The organism is Shewanella ulleungensis, from assembly GCF_014648315.1.
GTDB classification, from domain to species: domain Bacteria; phylum Pseudomonadota; class Gammaproteobacteria; order Enterobacterales; family Shewanellaceae; genus Shewanella; species Shewanella ulleungensis.
In genome coordinates, this window is sequence record NZ_BMQW01000001.1 from 554,972 (window position 1) to 574,872 (window position 19,901).

The following is a 19,901-nucleotide window of genomic DNA, read 5'->3' on the forward strand; positions in this document are numbered from 1 at the left end:
ACATAATGATGACTTCACCAAAAAACTACCAAACCTTGAGCGTCGAGATAAACAACAAAGTAGCGCACATTATATTAAATCGACCTGACGAGCTGAATTCAATGAATGTCGATTTTTGGCACGAATTCCCCAGCGTAATCCACGATATTAACAATCAGTCGGCAGCAAGAGCTATTGTGATTTCATCTACGGGCAAGCACTTTTCAGCAGGAATGGATTTAGCGGTTTTTAGTGCTAATAACAATACAGATAATATTGAGTTAGGTCGTAAACATGAGCAATTACGCCGTTTAGTGCTTAAACTGCAAGACTGCTTCTCGGTATTAGAATCGGTGCGTATGCCAGTACTAATGGCTATTCAAGGCGGTTGTATTGGTGGCGCTGTAGATATGGTTACAGCAGCTGATTGTCGTTATTGCACTAGTGATGCATTTTTTAGTATCGAAGAAACCAAACTCGGCATGACCGCAGATGTTGGCACATTACAACGTTTGCCTAAATTAATTTCTATCGGTTTAGTTAAAGAGCTTGCTTATACAGGTCGCAGAATGCCCGCTGCTGAAGCTAAACAAGCGGGTTTAGTTAATCAAGTCTTTGACGATCACGCTTCAATGCTAACAGCAGTAATTGCCATAGCAGAAGAGATAGCGTCTCGTTCACCACTTGCAGTAGCAGGCTGTAAAGAGATGATTAACTATGCTCGCGATCACAGTGTCGCCGACAGTTTAAATTACATGTCGGTATGGCAAAGCGGCATGTTCCAACCCCAAAACGATATGATGGAAATATTCAAAGCCAAAGCGCAAAATCGTGCGCCTGAATTTGAAGAGTTAACGCAAATAGACCCATTAAAAATATTCTAAGCATTGGGTAAACCTGCGCTATTTACGATTAACTTAGCTTATGAGTGAATTAAGTTAATCACAAATAGCGCTAACCCTTTAGAGCAAACTATGAAAAAACCATTAATTAACCTTGTGCATGCCAACGGTTTCCCCGCGGGCAGCTATAAAACGTTCCTACAAGAATTTGATAACGACTTTAGAACCATAGCCCACAACCAGTTTGGTCATAATGTACTTTACCCAATACACAATAACTGGCAACACCTAGTCACGGAACTTATTGAATTTATTAAGAAGCAAGATGAAAAGGTCATTTGTGTTGGGCATTCATTCGGCGGTGTTATATCGTTTATTGCTGCCTGCCAACATCCTGAGCTTTTTCGAGGTTTAGTGATGCTCGATCCACCTGTCGTCACGGGCGCTTTCTCACATTTGCTGAGTTTTATTAAGCGAACACCTTATATCGATAAGCTATCTCCAGCAGGTAAAGCGAAAACACGCCAAAATCACTGGCCAGAAAACACTAACTTGGTTGATTATTTTTCACAGAAAACATTATTTAAAAATTTCGACCCACGTTGCTTACAAGACTATGCCTCCTCAAGTGTGGTGCTACGCAATAAACGGTTAGAGCTGAACTTCTCTCCTGCCGTCGAAGCCGACATTTTCAGGCATTTACCGACCAACCTTGTTAAGTACAAAAACAAACTGACCGTGCCAGCAAAACTGATATACGGTGAAAAGACTCAGATATTCCCGATAAAACATTTTGTTCGATTTGCAAAGCTGAATGACATTGAGTTAATGACACTCCCGAATGGCGGACACATGTTTCCATTAGAACAACCAGAAAATACCGCCAATATGGTCAAGCAAATCATTAAAGACTGGTAATGATGACCTTAGTACTGGCTCAAAAAGAGCTAACAATAAATCTACATTAGAGGCACTTATATGATGAAACCAATTAGTTTATGTTCAACCTTAATCATAGCTATGGGTGTCTCTTATCCATCATTTGCATTACCACTGGATAAGATCAAATTACCAGCAGGGTTTACCATCGATGTGTATGCCGAAAACGTGGAAAATGCACGCCAGATGGCACTTGGTGACAACGGAACTGTTTTTGTCGGCAGTCGTAAAGCAGGCAATGTTTATGCGCTTATAGACAGTGATAATGATTTTAAAGCTGACAAGAAAATCATTATTGCAACAAATCTATTTATGCCATCCGGTCTTGCTTACTATAATGGCAATTTGTATGTCGCTGAGGTCGATAAAATCTGGCGTTATCTAGATATTGAGCAATCATTACCCAAGATCCCTAAACCAGAATTAGTGTACGACAAACTGCCAAATAAACCACACCATGGCTGGAAATTTATCGCTTTTGGCCCAGATGAAAAGCTGTACATTCCCGTTGGCGCGCCCTGTAATGTGTGTGAAAGTGAAAAGCCCTTTGCCAGTATTTTACAATTAGACATTGAAACAAAACAAACCACTGTTGTTGCTCAAGGTGTACGCAATAGTGTCGGATTTGATTTTCACCCAACGTCTGGTGAATTATGGTTTACCGACAACGGCCGCGACATGATGGGCGATGATTTACCCGATGATGAACTTAATCACGTCACTCAAACTGGGCAACACTTTGGTTTTCCCTTTATTCACAACACAGAAATTACCGATCCAGATTTTACTAACCCCACCATTGCCAAACTCAACACGCCTCCAGTTTTAGCTTTGGGTGCACATGTTGCCGCATTAGGCATGGAGTTTTATCAAGGTAGTCAATTCCCCGCGGCTTATAAGCAATCAATCTTAATTGCCCAACACGGCTCGTGGAACCGCACAAACAAAGTGGGTTATCGTATTATGCAGGTGGCACTTGAGGGGAATAAGGTTATTGACTATAAGCCGTTTGCTACGGGTTGGCTTGAAGGCGAACAAAGCTGGGGCCGACCTGTTGATGTGATGACCCTGGCAGATGGCTCAATCTTGGTATCAGATGACTTTGCCAATGCCGTGTATCGGATTAGTTATACCAAACAATAAAAGCCATGGGTTAAGCTTTAACTCTACGACCATGTTAACGTTTAATAATTTTTCAGAGAATGTGTGTCTTTTTTGATAATGAATTTTGATTAGTATCAAAGTCACTATTATACAAAACTTGTTAACCCCCTCTTCTCGTCGTCACAACTCTCACGTCATCCCGGTAATGCTTTTGAGCCGGGATCCGGGTATTATTTTTGTATTGTACTTTATGGCCTGCGGCCACTAACGTCGTGGCGCTTCGCCCACAGCCTAAAGTCAGAGTTGAATTTAGGCATTTCTAAAGTTTTTAACCTATCTCATTATTTATATTCATTCTTTTATGGGGACTCGTCAGACTCTGACCGACTAAATTCTGACTAATTTTTCACAGACAGTGCGCTGGCTGAAACTCTATCAACAGGCTTACCATGGCATTTACTCACCGACACGCGCAAGTATGTCCCTATAAGCTCTGCCGACCCGTCCATGGGTCGGACGGTTTTATTTAATAAAAGTTTACCCTGACCCGACTAAATTTTGACCCAACAAAAAATTTAAATTTATAACCATTCCAAATCATGGCTGCTGACTCATTTATGGACAAAAGCTTGTTAGAGTTAAAGCACTGGAAGTGATAATTGCCATTAGGGAAAGTATGGCAATCTAATATATAGTGATGTATCAAACATCGGTTCAACTTTGCTGCCACTCCTTAACAATTGCATCCCAATCAGCATTTCGCTCAACAGCATTCCCGTCTTCATCTTTTCTTGTCCAGACATCCCAGAAGTCAGGATCGTCTGAATGAGGTTGCTGCTCTTTTGTTAAACTCTTCATTTTAACCAAAACAGGAAGCTCTGATGCCCACCCCATAAGTATTGCATGTTGAGATGGCAGAGAAGGCAATTCACGAAGCAGTCCGCGCAAATTATCTGGTACCATTTTATGCACTTGATCTTGATCTCTATCGTTACTAATTCGATGCAGAAGAAATGTATTACATTGAGATAAAACTGTAGGTGATAGCTCCGAAGGTCGTTGAGAAGAAATAACCATACCAAGACCGAATTTCCTTCCTTCACGTGCAATCTTCTCAAATACTTGGCAACAAACAGCTGCTACATCCTGATTTTCAGAGTCATCACGATATCGTTTAATGAACGTATGCGCCTCTTCAGCTACGAGTACAGTTGGTAGGGTTTGATTATTTAGCCGCCTATAACGTTGCAATGATTCAAAGATGATTCTTGAAATAACAGCAGTTACAAGGTGAGTAATTTCATTTGGTACTAGAGAAAGATCTATAATTGAAACACAACTATCATCCTCACCTGCTCCATCCTTACCTATATAATTTTCTAACCACCCAGCTAAATCAACTCTCTGTTCTGCATCATTGGTGATAGGTTTCATTCTTGTATCAGAGAGCATGGTGCGTATTCGAGCAACTAAATACTCTACATACTGCTCACTACCATTTTCTTGAGCTAAAGCCTCTAAATAAGCAACAAGGTTATTGCCTTCAAATGGCAGTGGAATATCTTCGCTTTTCGGTAACAATGAATTTTCGTTACCGCCAAAGGCTATATAACAAGAGTTTATTGAATTGATTAAATCTTCAACTTCACTAACATCAGACTGTATTGTAGGGTATTTTATTTGATCCGTTGGTGTTCGACTAACTACGTAGTTAGTCATTTTTAAAATAGGCTGATTTAATCCAGTATCAAGCGTTTTATCACGGTAGTATTCTAAACTTACTTTCCACTTTATTATCGACTCCAAAAAACCTTTTGCAGGTCCATATTGACCAAAAGGTTTCCCTGCACTTTTATCATGTTTTAAAGTTACTAAGACATTACCTAAAAATCGTTTTATCTCAATATTTGAATCTGTTTCAAGTTTAAAGTCTTCATTTCGCATTGCTCTCAAAGAGCGCTTTAGTAAAGGTAATTGTGCTTTAGGGCTCGCTTGTGTGAAGGACGCCCACTCAGCACTATTCCAAAACCACGAAGGTACTTGTAGTTGGTTTTCACCTTCATTAGCTTCAACTTTAAAAACACGACCTTTGAATTTAGTATCTGGACCTAAAGCACGGGTGTATTCACCATTTGGATCAAGCACAATAAACCGAGCATTTGGTCTGGCTTCCGATTCCATAGCTGCTTCTAACGACCATTGAATGAGACCTGCCACTGAACAAGATTTTCCACTACCGGTATTCCCTAGTACAGCAATATGTCGCCCAAATAATCGATCAGGATCTACAGCAACATTAGCGTTATTTGCAAGCGGACTTTGCCCTATGATAACTCTACGATTATTACCAGATTCAACAATAGATCTAAGCTGTAAATCTGTTGGTAGCAAAATAGCAGAACCAATTGAAGGAAATGATTCTGAACCTCGTTGAAACCTAAAGGAATCATCACCTTTTTTTGAAACTCGCTTGAGAGTTCCGACTGGATTTAAACTGATTTTTTTCTGTGGAAAAGGTAAATTAACTAAACCAAAATCCTGGATATCCCTTTGCTTGGGGTAAGGTGAGCGCTCAACGGCAAGCCACTCAATTTGTCCAACCAAATAACCATTATCACAAGACACTAAAACATAACTGTTTACTCTAGGGAAGTTTCTTGGCGTTCCTGCATTTAGGGCTACAGAATCAGGCGAATCGATATCAAGGACGGCTCTGATTTCATTTGGAGAAACAAAATCTACTGTACCTACTCTTAATTGTTCTCCCTGCTCAATGGGTAATGAACTCATTCTTCACCGCCCATTTTGGCTTGAATTGCTGTGGGATATAAACCTCTCGATTTCAAAAGTTCAGCCATACGAATAGAGCTACGATCTATTGCAGCCTTTGGAAGGTAGTAATCAACTAATGTTTTTAGATCTCCAAAATGATCACCAAGTAATAAAGATATTTGAGCCTGACGCCCACTATCTTTTATAAAACTCATGATTCTTCCGAGTGGATCACCATAAGCAATAATAACAATATGTGTTGAGGGTATTGTTAGCATATCAGTAATAACTCGATTTATATGTTCATCACCAAAACTATAGCCATAAGTTACAAGGGTGCTATTTGGGCGGCATGTTGCTGATGCTAAATCTCTAAACAACTCGACATAGGGGTATTCTGATGTTTCACGATCTTTGACTGAATTTGGATAAATCATCAACTGTTGGTAGTTAGCTGTACCAGCACCTTCAACTTGTAAAAATGGCTCGACAGAAGCCGCTCCAAAAGGTAGCCCAAAACGCCTTATAGCCCCCTCGTTTGCATACCAGTCTAATGAACCGTGAAGTTTAGTAAAACGAGCTACACCTTCTAAATATCTAGGTTCACCACGTATACCCGGTGGGTTGTAATGATAATCAACCTCTAATCGTGATGATCTAAAGATTGGCGCAATACTTCCGACAAACCGATCAACTAATCTAAGGCCTGCTAATTCAGCACCAGTTTCAATTATCCGATCATAATTAGTTGTGAATATATGTAACCTATCTCGTGTCGCAGTTCTGCTTGAAAAACTCATTAGGAAATTAACTAAGTAATTAAATGTTTCCGTTTTTTGCTTATTTTCTGCATCTCGGATTGATTTTTCTCCGTTGCTAACCGATTCAGCAAACAACTGTAAACATCGTGAAAGCTCTTCTCTTAACAGGTTTAACTCACTCGGGAAATATCTATATGGCGGATTTGGCGCTGGCGGAGGAGGAATTGGGGTAGGATTTAACGCTATAAGAATTTCCAACCCTTTGATTAATTCATTAATCGAACGAATTTGGTCTTCAATATTCCCCTTATTTCTGCCAGCAGCCTTTGCTGTTTTTTCTACATAAGCATCGATTTCAAATTTACAAACCTTTAGATCGTCTATCCACCCCATGCCTTGTGGCTTTTGCCCTGTTGCCGACTCTTGTATCGCAGAACTAAGTCCTGCACCGATAAGTAAATTAAGGTGCTCTGACTGAAAGAGTGCAGTTAGCCAAGGCTCTATTCTTGAGCGTAAAAAGTCTGGAGTAATTTCATTGTCAGTTTTGGCCCAGACACAGTCGCCCACGACTTTAAAAGCGTCATAGTCACCGTGTGCATCCAACTGGACTGGAGATTGGTCATCGCCTAACTTAAGATATTGAGACAATTTATGTACATCCTTATTGTTTGATGACACCTGAATAGCAGCTCAACAAACGGCTGCCAAAAATTAACTTTCAGTAACTATGACACGCTAATACATTGAAATAAAGCGACAAAGTTAAAATCACTCTTAGAAAAGTTGAATAAGTCGCTCGTAAAACTGAGCAAGTTGATGAAGAGGTATCTACAACAAATCATTAAATCACATCAGACTGCACAATAGATTAAAAAATATATGGCTATATTCACGGTTCTTCGGTTGCCTAACGTCTCTCACTAACGCGGAATGGGGCAGAAGTATGTTAGCCCTAACCATTGCTATGATAAATCCCACACATTACACATGACATACAGCTATTTCATTCAATAGCTGTAGATTTAATACCACTAACTATTTGCTCAACAACCAAATTAGCCCATGCTGAATAAATGGGTGCGCCAGGGTGAAAACCATCACTGGCCATCACTTGTCGCATAAAATCTAGCATAGTGATGTCGGGTTGCGGGTTATCTAATGGCAATTTAATTAATTTGAAATCTGTAGATTGGTCGACTTGTTGATTTAACTTAATAAGTAATTGCTGTAACTGGCGATTAAATTGATTAGCGCGCTGACCTAAACTCCAACGCAGTGGATGAGGCAATGCAGGAAATAACCCCAAAGGCGGTAACGCCGTGACCAATATCAATTTGGGTGTGTATCGCTTTGTAATCAGATCAAATAATGCTTTTTGTTGCAGCAACCACTTGTCGCAACTGATCGATGAGGTAATGTCATTCACCCCTAATGATGTCACGATGACATCATAATGCGTTTGCCCGAGTATGGGATGTGCATTATCAATCTGCTCTTGTAAGGCTTGTAAAGTGGTCGATGTAGTCGAGCCTGTTTTAGCAAACAAGCCATAACTAAACTCGAGTTGAGGACTTAACTGCTCAATAACCTGCCCTAATAATGCATGCTGTTGAAATGCCACTCCAACGCCAGCCGCCGCTGAGTCACCTAAAATTAATAAGCTCAGAGTAGGATTAACGCCAGTTTGCCCTACTCGTTCGCCTTCAGGTTCAGGCAGCCTTGGCGTAGTACGACGAACATTAAGCCCCTGAAACACCAACAACGGGGCTAAAATGAGTGACAATCCCTGATACAACATTGTTTATCCTTAATATCAATATCGACTGTTAACGATTATCAGCAATAAAATTCACGACAACATCCGCTAATACTTCGCCTTTATCCTCTTGTAAAAAGTGCCCTGCAGCGACGATAGTGGTGTGTTTTTGCCCTTTTGTTCCAGGAATGAGCTTTTGCATCAAGGCATCACCACCCGCAGTAATCGGGTCTGAATCACTAAAAGCGGTTAAAAACGGCTTTTGCCATTGAGATAACACTTTCCAGGCTGCACGGTTTTTATCTGATGCCGGATCATCTGGGGTAATAGGCACAAGTAACGGAAATTGACGCGCGCCCTCTTTGTAACGTTCATCTGGAAACGGTGCATCATAAGCGGCAATAATCTCTGCAGATAGTGCTGATACACATGTGCTATTGATTAAGCCACCCGTTGGAAATATTTCAACGTCTTGTGAGAATTGACGCCATTTGGTGAAAGCTTCTCCTGGCGGATGATCACCTGTTGGCAACATGGTATTGGCTGCAACAATTCGTGCAAATCGATCACTATTTTCGGCGGCTAGGCGTAAACCAATTAAGCCTCCCCAATCTTGACAAACTAATGTTATGTCGTTGAGGTTGAGTTGTAGTAACAATGATTTTATCCAGTCAACATGCCGTTGATAGGTATAGTCTGAGCGTTTTGTCGGTTTGTCTGAACGGCCAAAACCGATTAAATCAGGCACGATGACCCTATGCCCTGCCTTCACTAAGATTGGGATCATTTTACGATACAAAAAACTCCATGTTGGCTCGCCATGTAATAAAAGGATTGGCGCTGCATCTGTCGGTCCTTCGTCAACATAATGCAGTCTTAACTCACCGCCTTCTGTATCATCAACAGTCAAATAATTGGGGCTGAAATAGTAATGAGGTAAATGAGTAAAACAGCTATCATCGGTGCGTAAAAAATCCATATTGCTTCCTTTCCATATTGTTTTCAATAATAGCGCTGACATCACATTCTACCCAGCGCCGTATAAAACACTCAATAACACTTCTTTTTAGCTAAGATCTTTTATCGCCCGGCCAATACCATCCACAGTCAGTGGATACATTTTATCGTTAACCAGCTTTTGAATAATCGAAATAGAATGATGAACTTGCCAGTAGTGTTCAGGCTGTGGATTAAGCCAGGCAACTTTATTAAAATGCCCTATCAGGCGGTTCATATACTCAATGCCAGGTTTTTCATTCCAATGTTCAACACTGCCACCCTTTGCGATAATCTCGTAAGGCCCCATGGTGGCGTCGCCAACAAAAATAACTTTGTAGTCAGATGAAAACGTCCGTAATATTTCTTCTAGGTCGATGGTTTTATCAAAGCGACGATTATTGTCTTGCCAGACTTTTTCGTATAAACAATTGTGAAAATAAAAAAAGCGTAAATGCTTAAACTCACTGTGCGCAGCTGAAAATAGCTCTTCACAAGTGTGTATGTAATCATCCATTGAGCCGCCAATATCGAAGAACATCAGCACTTTTACTGCGTTATGACGTTCAGGCTCCATATGCACATCAAGTAAGCCACCATTTTGAGCGGTAGAACGAATAGTCGTATTGATATCAAGCTTTTCACTGGCCCCAGTTCGAGCAAATTTACGTAATTTTTTTAATGCTAATTTGATATTGCGAGTGCCGAGTTCACGGTCTTGATCAAAGTTTTTAAACTCGCGTTTATCCCATACTTTAACTGCACTATTATTGCGATTTTTATCCTGGCCAACTCGAATACCTTCAGGATTGTAACCATAGGCGCCAAACGGAGATGTTCCACCCGTACCAACCCACTTATTACCGCCCGCATGACGCTTTTTTTGTTCTTCTAGGCGCTCTTTAAGCGTTTTCATTAAGGCTTCAAGACCACCAAGCGCCTTGAGTTGATCTTTTTCTTCTTGGCTTAAGTTTTTTTCAAACTCTTTACGTAGCCAATCTTCAGGTAAAATATGATCGAAAATATCAATGCTTTCTATACCGTTAAAGTATTCAGCAAAAGCATTGTCGTACTTGTCGTAATGGATCTCGTCTTTAACCATGACAATTTTGGCTAGGTTATAAAACGCTTCAACATCCGCAAACACCACCCCTTTTTTAAGCAAGGCGATTAGATCGAGTAGTTCACGTAAACTACACGGCACTTTGTGCTTTTTTAAGGTTAGGAAAAAATCAATAAACACGGCGTTACTACCTGTTTCTACGGCTCATAAAGGCCAGTTTTTCAATCAATGATACGTCTTGTTCATTTTTTAACAGTGCACCAAACAGTGGAATAATGTCCGATTGCTTATCAAGCAAGGTTTGCTGCGAAATATCATCCGAAATTAATAACTTTAACCAATCAATTAGCTCTGATGTTGAAGGTTTTTTCTTAATACCATTTACTTCGCGTAAATCAAAAAACACGTCTAATGCCTGACTTAACAGGGCTTGCTTTACGTCAGGATGATGTACATCGATAATCTTTTCCATTTCCGCTTTGGTTGGGAATTTAATGTAATGGAAAAAACAGCGTCTTAAAAAGGCATCTGGCAGCTCTTTTTCATTATTTGAGGTAATGATAATAATTGGACGTTGCTTGGCTTTGATCACTTGTTGAGTTTCATAAACATAAAACTCCATTTTATCGAGTTCTTGCAGTAAATCGTTTGGAAACTCAATGTCGGCTTTATCTATTTCATCAATCAGCAAAATCGGACGTTGTTGTTCTTCAAATGCCTGCCACAGCTTACCTTTAACGATATAGTTACCAATATCATGCACTTTGGCATCGCCTAATTGACTGTCGCGTAGACGCGATACAGCATCATACTCGTAAAGTCCTTGCTGAGCTTTAGTGGTTGATTTAATGTGCCATTGATACAGTTTACAATTAAGCGAACGTGCTAACTCTTCAGCTAACTGAGTTTTACCTGTACCTGGTTCACCTTTAATTAATAACGGTTTTTCGAGTGCGATAGCTGCATTTACGGCTAAAGTAAGATCGTTAGATGCAATATAGTTTTCTGTACTTGTAAACATGGTTAACCTTTTATTTTGTTTGTTTTTTAGTGGGTAAAGCTTAAGCCACTTTAATTGCTACCGGCGTTCCATTAAATGCCGCATTACCTGTGAGCATATCAACTCTAGCTGCATCCGTTAAATCATTAATGCTAACACCCGGTTGTGTTGCGGCAATAGACATATTGGTACCTTGTTGATTATGTCCCCACCCTTGCGGCATGGTAACAACACCTTGCTGGATATCATCTGTAATAGTCGCTTCTATTTTAATCTCACCCACTGCAGAAGTGACTGTCACCAATTGCCCTTGTTCAATTCCTAGGTTTATAGCGTCTAAAGAATTGACTTCTAAAGTACAAGGGTTTTTACCTTTAATTAACCGTTCTGAATTTTGTGTCCAGGTATTATGGCTTTTCACTAAACGACGGCTGATTAAATCAAATGGGAATTGATTATCACGTTTAGTTTGATTCATGACAGCCTGTAATCGAGGTAAATCGTCTTGATAAACAGTTGGAAATAAATCAATGTTGCCGTTAGTCGTTTTAATCCGCTCAGATAAACACGGCAGAAGCGGACCAATATCGATACCATGTGGATTATCAATTAACTTTTGTAAACTCATACCTTGCTGACCATATGGGCCTTTTTTAAGCTCCATATCCAGTATCAGTTCTGGTGTAACGTGTTGCATTGGGTCATCGGCAGGCAGGTTGAGCATCCGCGCTGAAATCTCTTTTAATATTTGCCAGTCGCTGAGCTGATCAGTTTGTTTTTCAAATAGCGGCGGCGAGTATTTAACCGTGTTTCTGACGGAGAAAGAGTTAAAGAAAATGTCAAAGTGTGAGTTCTCGACTCCCGTAGTACCTGGTAAAATAATGTCCGCATATTTGGTGGTTTCATTAAGGTAGATATCAATTGATACCATGTAATCTAACTCACTAAATGCGTTTGCAAGTTTATGGCCGCTAGGGGCCGATAACACAGGATTACCTGCAACCGTAATCAAGCTTTTAATTTGCCCTTCTCCTGGCGTTTGGATCTCTTCCGCTAAGGTAGCAACCGGAAACTCACCATTAAAAAACGGTAACTTACGCACACGAGAGTGGTATTGACCAAACGAGGTTTTATGACCAGGTTTATGATTACGCAGTAAATCAAAGGCTGGTTGTGGAAACATCGCGCCACCTGCGCGATCAAAATTACCGGTAATAATGTTAAGCACGTTGGTGAGCCATAAACAAATACCACCAAAGGTTTGCGTTGAGGCACCCATGCGGCTATAGCAAACAGCAGAATCAGCGGCCAACATATCAGTTGATAAGGTACGGATTACCTTGGCATCAATACCAACTAAAGGTGCAACAATCTCAGGCGAATAGGCGTTTACCAGCTTTCTAATCTCATCTAACCCATCAACCTTGTCGCTTAGATGGCGTAAATTGACCTTGTTATGAGCAAATACACAATGTATCAATGCTAGTAGCAAAAAGGCATCTTTTTCAGGGCGAATAAACACATGTTGGTCGGCAATGTTTGCGGTACGGGTTTTGCGCGGGTCAACCACCACCACTTTACCGCCTCGCTTTTGAATGGCTTTTAAGCGTCCGATTACATTAGGGGCAGTCATCATGCTGCCATTAGACACTACAGGGTTGCCACCGATGATTAACATAAAATCAGTGCGGTCAATATCAGACACCGGGATTAACATCCCTGCACCAAACATAAAGTTAGCCGCCACATGATGCGGTAATTGATCAGCAGAAGCAGAACTAAAGCGATTAATGGTGCCAAGTGATTTCATAAACGGTTTAAGAAATAACGCATTGCCCAAGCTATGTGCGTTGGGATTACCTAAATACACCGCTAAGGCATTTTTGCCATGTTGCTGTTGAATATGTTTGAAATTCTCGACGATTTCTGTGAATGCATCATCCCAACTAATGGCTTGCCAACCAGACTCCGTGCGTTTAATGGGTGTTTTCAACCGATCTTTATCGGTATAAAAGTCTTCTAATGCAAGCGCTTTAGGGCAGTTATAGCCCTGACTAAATGGGTCTAGTTGATCACCTTTAATTGAAATAATTTGCTGGTCTTGATAGTTAATTTCCAAGCCACACATGGCTTCGCAAATATTGCAATTTCTATAATGGGTTTTGATTTCGCTCATATATATCGCCTGACTTGGAATAAATTGATGGAGTAGCGCTTAACATACCGTTGATGATTTAGGCTTAAGCGCTACGCATTGATGATGACTAAAGCTTTACGATAAGCTTGCCTTTATTGTCGCCGGTAAAGAACAAGTTCAACCCGCTAATGGCAGACTCAAGCCCGTCTAACACATGTGCGCGATGCTTGATTTGCCCTTTCATCACATACGGTGTCAGTTTTTGTAATAAGGCCGGCACATCACCAAAGTGGTCTGGCATAGTGAAACCTTGAATAATCAAACGCTTTTTAATGATTTGAATCCAATTAGGGCCTAAATCAGGTACTTCTTTAGGGTAATCGGCAATCATACCGCACACCACAATACGACCGTGGGCATTCATTTTGGAAAAGACATGATGCTGAATAGGGCCGCCAGTATTTTCAAAATATATATCAATACCTTTTGGCGCGAATTCAACTAATTTAGCTGCGATATCATCGGTTTTGTAATTAATGGCACCGTCAAAACCGAGCTCATTTACAATCCAATCGGCTTTTTCATCGCTACCCACAACACCAATAACCGTTAAGCCATCAGCTTTGGCCAACTGACCAACGATAGAACCCACAGAACCAGCAGCGCCGGAAACTACAATGGTTTCGCCTTTTTGTGGTTTACCTACACCATACAAACCTTGTGTTGCGGTTAACCCTGGTAAGGCAAATACCGATAACACGGCTTCATCAGGCAAAGGCGCAGTCACTTTGTTCAGTCCGGCGCCATTACTGAGTACATACTCTTGCCAGCCCATCATGCCCATGACACGGTCGCCGACTGCAAAATCAGGATGATGACTTTCAACGATTTCACCAATACCTGAGCTGCGCATTACCTCACCTAGTGCTACTGGTGGTATGTAACTCTCAGTATCAGCACTCATCCAGCCAAACATTGCAGGGTCTAATGACATATGATTTTGCTTCACTAAAAATTGTCCTTCACCTACATTTGGCATTGGCTTTTGGACTACTTCAAATAATTCAGGGCCAATTGGACCACCTTGAGGACGGGCGATGAGATTGATTGCGGTAAATGTGCTCATGTGTTTCTCTCTTTTTTCGATGATTATGTGGCCGTCAATGGCGCGATTGTTATCTTTAAATGTTGCTGCATATCTAAACTGACTCAGGATTTAATACTGCTACACGGTGACTCTGCATTCGCAATCTACACATGTTCTCAATCGTGTAGTTGATTGATATGTTTAATACTGTTGATATCTTGATTTCGATAAAAATGCTTAAAATGCAGTGCTAGCTTTTCACTTTCTACAAACACTTGTTGCCAATATTTAAGACGCTGTGCTGGTTTCATTTCAATAAAGTCACTGCGGTCGGGGATTTTTTGATACGGTAAGGACGCCACAAATTCTGCCGATGGGCACAATAAAACGGTTTTATCGTAGTGTTGCAGCCTCACCTTTCGTGACAGGTTTTTATCAAACCACCCCGCTTTTAAGGTTGAACTAAAATGCGGGTATAGGGTTAAGCCTTTATTTTGAATATCAAAATCAAAGTGATAATCAATAATGCCGCCATCACGATACATCCCCGGCGGGCAATCAGGAATGTCTTTAATACCTTGCATTACCATCGGGATAGAACCCGACGCCAACAAGGCACGTTTAATGTTCTGTTCAGATAAACTTACCGCTGTAGTTGGAATACTATCAGGGTCATTGATGACTAAATCACTTTGATTATGCTGAAATATAAACCGCTGATATTGGCTTTTTAATAAAGGTCGACTCATTGAGTTACGCACAAAACTATTTGCTAAACCAACGCCTTGTTTTAATTTACTTTCTGAAGCAACGAGCCCATTGCATTTTGCCACGATAAAATGTGCTTTGAAGACGGGATTATTGATAATTTCGTCAGCTCCGGTTGCGCCAAATAACACCTCAAGCAATTCGAACGCTTTAGTGGTGATTTCTAATGGTTGCGGTTTTTTATCATTAGAATATACGGTCTCGCTGTAGTTTTTTGCCAATCGTTCTATGGCTGCTACTGGATCGTTTTGTGCAAAACAAGCGGCACGAAATGCACCAGCACTTGAGCCAATTAGGTTTAATGGTTGTTGCCTTCCTTTAAAGAATTCGCCAAATAAATATTTGTCTAAGCCAAATAAGGTGAACCATTTGGGTCCACCACTGGCGCCTAAAAAAGAGCTGAATAGCTCAGGAGAAAATCCATCTTGTTGTATTGTTTTTAACGCCGAATCACCGGCATAAATTTCTAACATACTGTAATATTTCTTACTCTTATAATATTGAAAATAAACGCTTAAATACTAATAGCGTTATTTGATTTGCTCGTTATTGGAATAATTTAAGGAAGTCGAGCCAGCATGTTGTGGCTCAATATGGGTCTGTAATTATGTTTTTTTTAACACAAAAACAGACCATCTTGGATACGTTATGCCTTGCTGCGTAGGTCTTTACGCAACACTTTACCGACATTACTTTTTGGCAGTTCGTCCATAAATTCAACGATTTTAGGACGCTTATAGTTCGTTAGCATTTCAGCGCAGTGATCAAAGATATCTTGCTGAGTAAGAGTCGGGTCTTTACGCACAATATATACTTTCACGCGCTCGCCGGTGGCATCACAAGACACTCCAACGGCAGCAGCTTCAAGTACGCCTTCATGGGCAACAATAACTTCTTCAATTTCATTCGGAAATACATTAAATCCAGACACAATAATCATGTCTTTTTTACGGTCCACAATCCTAAAGAAACCATTTTCGTCCATGGTCGCGATATCACCGGTGGCTAACCAACCATCTTTTAGCACTTCATCAGTGGCTTTTTGACGATTGTAATAACCTTTCATGACTTGCGGTCCTTTTACCCACATTTCACCAGGCTCGCCTAAGGCAACATCTTCACCATCGGCGCCTACTAATCGAATATCGGTTGATGAGGCAGGAAGGCCAATAGAACCATTGTATTTTTCCTGGTTGTACGGACTCATGGTCACTAACGGCGCACACTCAGTTAAGCCATATCCTTCTAAAAGGCGGCTTTTGGTCACGCGCTCCCAATGTTCTGCCACTGGACGCTGTACAGACATACCACCGCCAAAGCCCATTTTTAATGCGCTAAAATCAAGCTGGTCAAAGCCTGGTGTGTGAAGCAGACCATTAAACAAGGTGTTTACACCGGTAATAACGGTAAATTTGTATTTAGCTAATTCTTTCACAAAACCAGGCATATCACGTGGGTTGGTGATCAGCAAATTGGTGCCACCAAATGGTAAGAATGCTAAGCAATTAGAAGTTAGTGCGTAGATATGGTACAGCGGCAATGCAGTGATCATAAATTCTTTGCCGATTTCATACACGTTTTTAGTGACGGCATTAGATTGCTCAAGGTTAGCTACCATATTACGGTGAGTTAACATTGCGCCTTTTGATGGGCCAGTTGTGCCACCGGTATATTGCAAAAATGCTAAGTCTTCGCCTGTAACCGTAACCGGAGTAAACTTAAGTTTGCTTCCTTTTGACATAGCATCATTAAATTTAACCGCGTTAGGCAAGTCAAACGCTGGTACCTGTTTTTTAACATGCTTAATTGCGCCGTTAATTAGCGCACCTTTGATCAGGCCGAGTCGATCGCCAACACTGGTGGTGACCACATGCTTAACATCGGTCTTATTGATAACGGCCTGCAGCACGTGGGCAAAGTTTTCTAAAATCAAAATACCTTTTGTACCAGAGTCTTTTAGTTGATGTTCTAGCTCACGAGCAGTGTATAAAGGGTTAACATTGACTACGGTTAACCCTGCAATCAATGCACCAAATAAAGCAATGGGATATTGCAATAGATTAGGGATCATAATGGCGAATTTGTCGCCTTTTACCAGGCCTAGATCATGCTGTAAATAGGCCGCAAAGTCAGTCGCTTGTTGCTCAAGCTGCTGATAGGTAATGCTAACATCCATATTAATGAACGCCGTATTACTCGCGTATAACTTGGTATACTTTAAAAATAATTCTGCTAAAGAGCTGTACTTATCTGGATCAATTTCAAATTCAACCCCAGGTGGATAACTCTTTTCAAGCCAAACTTTTTCCATAATACGGTCCCCTATTATTATGATAATAAAACCTAAAAAATCAGGTTATTTACAGCAATGATTTATTATTATGATGACACTTAACATCTACGCAAATTACAACACTTCAAATAATCCAGCAGCGCCTTGCCCGCCACCAATACACATACTGATGACAACGTATTTCACCCCACGACGCTTACCTTCAATAAGAGCGTGCATGACCATGCGTGTACCGCTCATGCCATATGGGTGCCCAATGGAAATCGCGCCACCATTTACATTTAACTTATCCGCAGGAATACCCAATTTATCTGCACAATAAATGACTTGTACCGCAAAGGCTTCATTGATTTCCCATAAACCAATGTCATCCATAGTTAAACCGTTGCGTTCTAGTAATTTAGGAATAGCATAAATGGGTCCTATGCCCATTTCGTCAGGCTCACAACCAGCAACAACCATACCGCGATAAACACCCAGTGGCTTAAGGCCGCGCTGCTCGGCGAGTTCTCGTTCCATCACCACTACTGCTGCAGCGCCATCAGATAATTGTGATGCATTACCACCGGTAATTGAGCCATTATCTTTTACCGCTTTTAAGGCGGCTAATCCTTCAATATTAGTAGACGGACGATTTCCTTCATCTTGAGTTAACGTAACAGTTTCCTTGGTAATGTCACCTGTGTTTTTATCCATCACCAACTTAGTACAGGTAACAGGCACTATTTCATCATCAAACTTACCGGCTGCTTGAGCTGCTGCTGTACGTTGCTGTGACGTTAGTGCATAGGCATCTTGGCGTTCTCGTGAAATATCATAACGACTTGCCACCACTTCTGCGGTATCAAGCATCGGCATATAAATCGCTGGACGATAGGCTTTTACACTAGGGTCTACAGCGCGACTCATATTCATTTTATCGTTTTGCACCAAGCTGATTGAATCACAACCGCCAGCGACAACCACTTTAGCACCGTCAACCACAATGTGGTTTGCGGCAATTGCAATTGACATTAAACCTGAAGAACATTGACGGTCAACCGTCATGCCTGCTACCGAGACAGGTAAATGAGCGGCCATAGCAACTTGACGCCCAAAGTTCATGCCTTGGTTGCCTTGAGTCAGTGCAGCACCAAAAATACAATCATCAATCTCATTAGGGTCAATACCCGCTCGCTCAACAGCAGCGTTAACCGCAACAGCAGACAATGTCGGTGCAGACAAATCATTAAAGGCCCCTCGGTAAGCTTTACCAATTGGCGTACGTGCAGCAGATACAATGACGGCTTCTCTCATGACAGCTTCCTTTTATTGTTATTGTTCAACGTTTGAGATTTATTGAAGAATAAAATATCACCGCAGCCCCCAGAGCCAGCGGTTAACACAGGTTATTCTTTTTGATCATTCACCAAAGACTTATACCTGTTGTGATTTCATGAACGTCATAGCCTTCATGATAAATTTTTCACCTTGCTGAGCACCAGAAACCAATGCCTTTTGATTATCTTGTGCCGTTAATTTACCCCAGTTATCGCGAACGGCTTCCGGGCTTTGTTTAGCCGTTGGAATAAAACATCCGTCAGTTTCAAAAATACTCGCACTTGAATATCCGCCGGCGCCAGCACATAAAATAAAGCGAGTAGGCGCGTCGTCATCACACAAGGTCAACATGCCTGCGGTGACGGCTTCGGGCGCAAAGGCTTTAACGATTTCTTCAGGCATTAAGTCTTCTGTCATGCGGGTACCCGCGGTAGGCGCCAATGCATTAATGTGAATATTATTTTTAGCACCTTCGAGCACTAAGGTATTCATTAAGCCAATTAGTGCCATTTTAGCTGCGCCATAATTAGCCTGACCAAAGTTGCCATACATTCCACTTGAAGAGGTTGTCATGACAATACGGCCATAATTTTGCTGTTTCATGATTTCCCACACAGCCTTAGTGCAGTTAACCGACCCCATAACGTGTACATCCATCACTACTTTAAAATCGTCTAAGGTCATTTTTGAAAATGATTTATCACGTAAAATGCCGGCATTGTTAATTAAAATATCAACGCGCCCCCACTTATCCATGGTTTGCTGTACCATGTCTTGCACTTCATCAAAGTTAGCCACGTTTGCACCGTGGCTAATGGCTTCACCGCCCATGGCTTCAATAAGGGCGACAACTTCTTGTGAGGCTGCAGATGAGGCACCACTGCCATCACGAGCACCGCCTAAATCATTAACAACCACTTTAGCACCGCGTCTTGCAAGCTCTAATGCATGTGAACGCCCTAACCCATTGCCCGCACCTGTTACTATCGCGACTTTTCCTGCAAAACTGATTGTCATACCAACACCTTTATTTTTGATTTCATCTAATATTGTTATTGTCGATGAGTTATAAATATCTGTTATT

The 19,901-nt window shown here is 41.1% G+C and carries 15 protein-coding genes; 3 read left to right on the forward strand and 12 right to left on the reverse strand.

The window, feature by feature from the left end; all coding sequences use genetic code 11:
- The first annotated feature begins 8 nt into the window (after window positions 1-8).
- From IEY40_RS02350 to IEY40_RS02360, 3 genes are all read left to right on the forward strand, one after another.
- A complete protein-coding gene (locus tag IEY40_RS02350) occupies window positions 9-863 on the forward strand; it encodes a crotonase/enoyl-CoA hydratase family protein (RefSeq protein WP_188953473.1) in 855 nt (284 codons plus the stop codon).
- A 90-nt stretch (window positions 864-953) separates the two neighbouring features.
- On the forward strand, window positions 954-1,739 hold the full coding sequence (locus IEY40_RS02355; RefSeq protein ID WP_188952941.1) for an alpha/beta fold hydrolase: 786 nt from the start codon (window positions 954-956) through the stop codon (window positions 1,737-1,739).
- 60 nt (window positions 1,740-1,799) lie between these two features.
- On the forward strand, window positions 1,800-2,903 hold the full coding sequence (locus IEY40_RS02360; protein ID WP_229776984.1) for a PQQ-dependent sugar dehydrogenase: 1,104 nt from the start codon (window positions 1,800-1,802) through the stop codon (window positions 2,901-2,903).
- 675 nt (window positions 2,904-3,578) lie between these two features.
- Here the strand turns inward: IEY40_RS02360 and IEY40_RS02365 are convergent.
- The 12 genes from IEY40_RS02365 to IEY40_RS02420 form a co-directional block, all read right to left on the reverse strand.
- On the reverse strand, window positions 3,579-5,654 hold the full coding sequence (locus tag IEY40_RS02365) for an ATP-binding protein (RefSeq protein WP_188952943.1): 2,076 nt from the start codon (window positions 5,652-5,654) through the stop codon (window positions 3,579-3,581).
- On the reverse strand, window positions 5,651-7,045 hold the full coding sequence (locus tag IEY40_RS02370) for an SIR2 family protein (protein ID WP_188952945.1): 1,395 nt from the start codon (window positions 7,043-7,045) through the stop codon (window positions 5,651-5,653). The genes IEY40_RS02365 and IEY40_RS02370 overlap by 4 nt, the downstream gene beginning before the upstream one ends.
- Before the next feature lie 355 nt (window positions 7,046-7,400).
- Window positions 7,401-8,195, reverse strand: a complete 795-nt coding sequence (locus IEY40_RS02375) for an SGNH/GDSL hydrolase family protein (protein WP_188952947.1) — start codon at window positions 8,193-8,195, stop codon at window positions 7,401-7,403.
- A gap of 28 nt (window positions 8,196-8,223) precedes the next feature.
- The gene (locus IEY40_RS02380) at window positions 8,224-9,132 is read right to left on the reverse strand and encodes a haloalkane dehalogenase (protein WP_188952949.1); all 909 of its coding nucleotides are present in this window, start codon (window positions 9,130-9,132) and stop codon (window positions 8,224-8,226) included.
- 87 nt (window positions 9,133-9,219) lie between these two features.
- Entirely contained in the window at window positions 9,220-10,392 is a 1,173-nt protein-coding gene (locus IEY40_RS02385; protein ID WP_188952951.1) for a vWA domain-containing protein, read from the reverse strand.
- Window positions 10,393-10,399: 7 nt separating this feature from the next.
- Window positions 10,400-11,233: an AAA family ATPase gene (locus IEY40_RS02390; RefSeq protein ID WP_188952953.1), complete on the reverse strand. Its 834-nt coding sequence runs from the start codon at window positions 11,231-11,233 to the stop codon at window positions 10,400-10,402.
- A 40-nt stretch (window positions 11,234-11,273) separates the two neighbouring features.
- Complete coding sequence (locus tag IEY40_RS02395) at window positions 11,274-13,388, reverse strand: molybdopterin-dependent oxidoreductase (RefSeq protein WP_188952955.1); 2,115 nt, start codon at window positions 13,386-13,388, stop codon at window positions 11,274-11,276.
- 88 nt (window positions 13,389-13,476) lie between these two features.
- Window positions 13,477-14,475 (reverse strand): NADP-dependent oxidoreductase, encoded by a 999-nt coding sequence (locus IEY40_RS02400; RefSeq protein WP_188952957.1) that lies wholly within the window; start codon window positions 14,473-14,475, stop codon window positions 13,477-13,479.
- Between the two features lie 137 nt (window positions 14,476-14,612).
- A complete protein-coding gene (locus IEY40_RS02405) occupies window positions 14,613-15,677 on the reverse strand; it encodes a patatin-like phospholipase family protein (RefSeq protein WP_188952959.1) in 1,065 nt (354 codons plus the stop codon).
- Between the two features lie 173 nt (window positions 15,678-15,850).
- Window positions 15,851-17,515, reverse strand: coding sequence for an AMP-binding protein (locus IEY40_RS02410; RefSeq protein ID WP_188952961.1), 1,665 nt, complete (start codon window positions 17,513-17,515; stop codon window positions 15,851-15,853).
- A gap of 96 nt (window positions 17,516-17,611) precedes the next feature.
- Window positions 17,612-18,793, reverse strand: a complete 1,182-nt coding sequence (locus tag IEY40_RS02415; RefSeq protein WP_188952963.1) for an acetyl-CoA C-acyltransferase — start codon at window positions 18,791-18,793, stop codon at window positions 17,612-17,614.
- 120 nt (window positions 18,794-18,913) lie between these two features.
- The gene (locus IEY40_RS02420) at window positions 18,914-19,834 is read right to left on the reverse strand and encodes an SDR family NAD(P)-dependent oxidoreductase (RefSeq protein ID WP_188952965.1); all 921 of its coding nucleotides are present in this window, start codon (window positions 19,832-19,834) and stop codon (window positions 18,914-18,916) included.
- Window positions 19,835-19,901 lie beyond the last annotated feature (67 nt).

What these genes read in the sequence shown, in the direction of transcription:
- IEY40_RS02380 (WP_188952949.1), bottom strand. Translation starts at nt 9,132, where the DNA reads ATGGATTTTTTACGCACCGATGATAGCTGTTTTACTCATTTACCTCAT.
- IEY40_RS02375 (WP_188952947.1), bottom strand. Translation starts at nt 8,195, where the DNA reads ATGTTGTATCAGGGATTGTCACTCATTTTAGCCCCGTTGTTGGTGTTT.
- IEY40_RS02405 (WP_188952959.1), bottom strand. Translation starts at nt 15,677, where the DNA reads ATGTTAGAAATTTATGCCGGTGATTCGGCGTTAAAAACAATACAACAA.
- IEY40_RS02350 (WP_188953473.1), top strand. Translation starts at nt 9, where the DNA reads ATGACTTCACCAAAAAACTACCAAACCTTGAGCGTCGAGATAAACAAC.
- IEY40_RS02355 (WP_188952941.1), top strand. Translation starts at nt 954, where the DNA reads ATGAAAAAACCATTAATTAACCTTGTGCATGCCAACGGTTTCCCCGCG.
- IEY40_RS02390 (WP_188952953.1), bottom strand. Translation starts at nt 11,233, where the DNA reads ATGTTTACAAGTACAGAAAACTATATTGCATCTAACGATCTTACTTTA.
- IEY40_RS02415 (WP_188952963.1), bottom strand. Translation starts at nt 18,793, where the DNA reads ATGAGAGAAGCCGTCATTGTATCTGCTGCACGTACGCCAATTGGTAAA.
- IEY40_RS02400 (WP_188952957.1), bottom strand. Translation starts at nt 14,475, where the DNA reads ATGAGCACATTTACCGCAATCAATCTCATCGCCCGTCCTCAAGGTGGT.
- IEY40_RS02410 (WP_188952961.1), bottom strand. Translation starts at nt 17,515, where the DNA reads ATGGAAAAAGTTTGGCTTGAAAAGAGTTATCCACCTGGGGTTGAATTT.
- IEY40_RS02365 (WP_188952943.1), bottom strand. Translation starts at nt 5,654, where the DNA reads ATGAGTTCATTACCCATTGAGCAGGGAGAACAATTAAGAGTAGGTACA.
- IEY40_RS02420 (WP_188952965.1), bottom strand. Translation starts at nt 19,834, where the DNA reads ATGACAATCAGTTTTGCAGGAAAAGTCGCGATAGTAACAGGTGCGGGC.
- IEY40_RS02395 (WP_188952955.1), bottom strand. Translation starts at nt 13,388, where the DNA reads ATGAGCGAAATCAAAACCCATTATAGAAATTGCAATATTTGCGAAGCC.
- IEY40_RS02360 (WP_229776984.1), top strand. Translation starts at nt 1,800, where the DNA reads ATGATGAAACCAATTAGTTTATGTTCAACCTTAATCATAGCTATGGGT.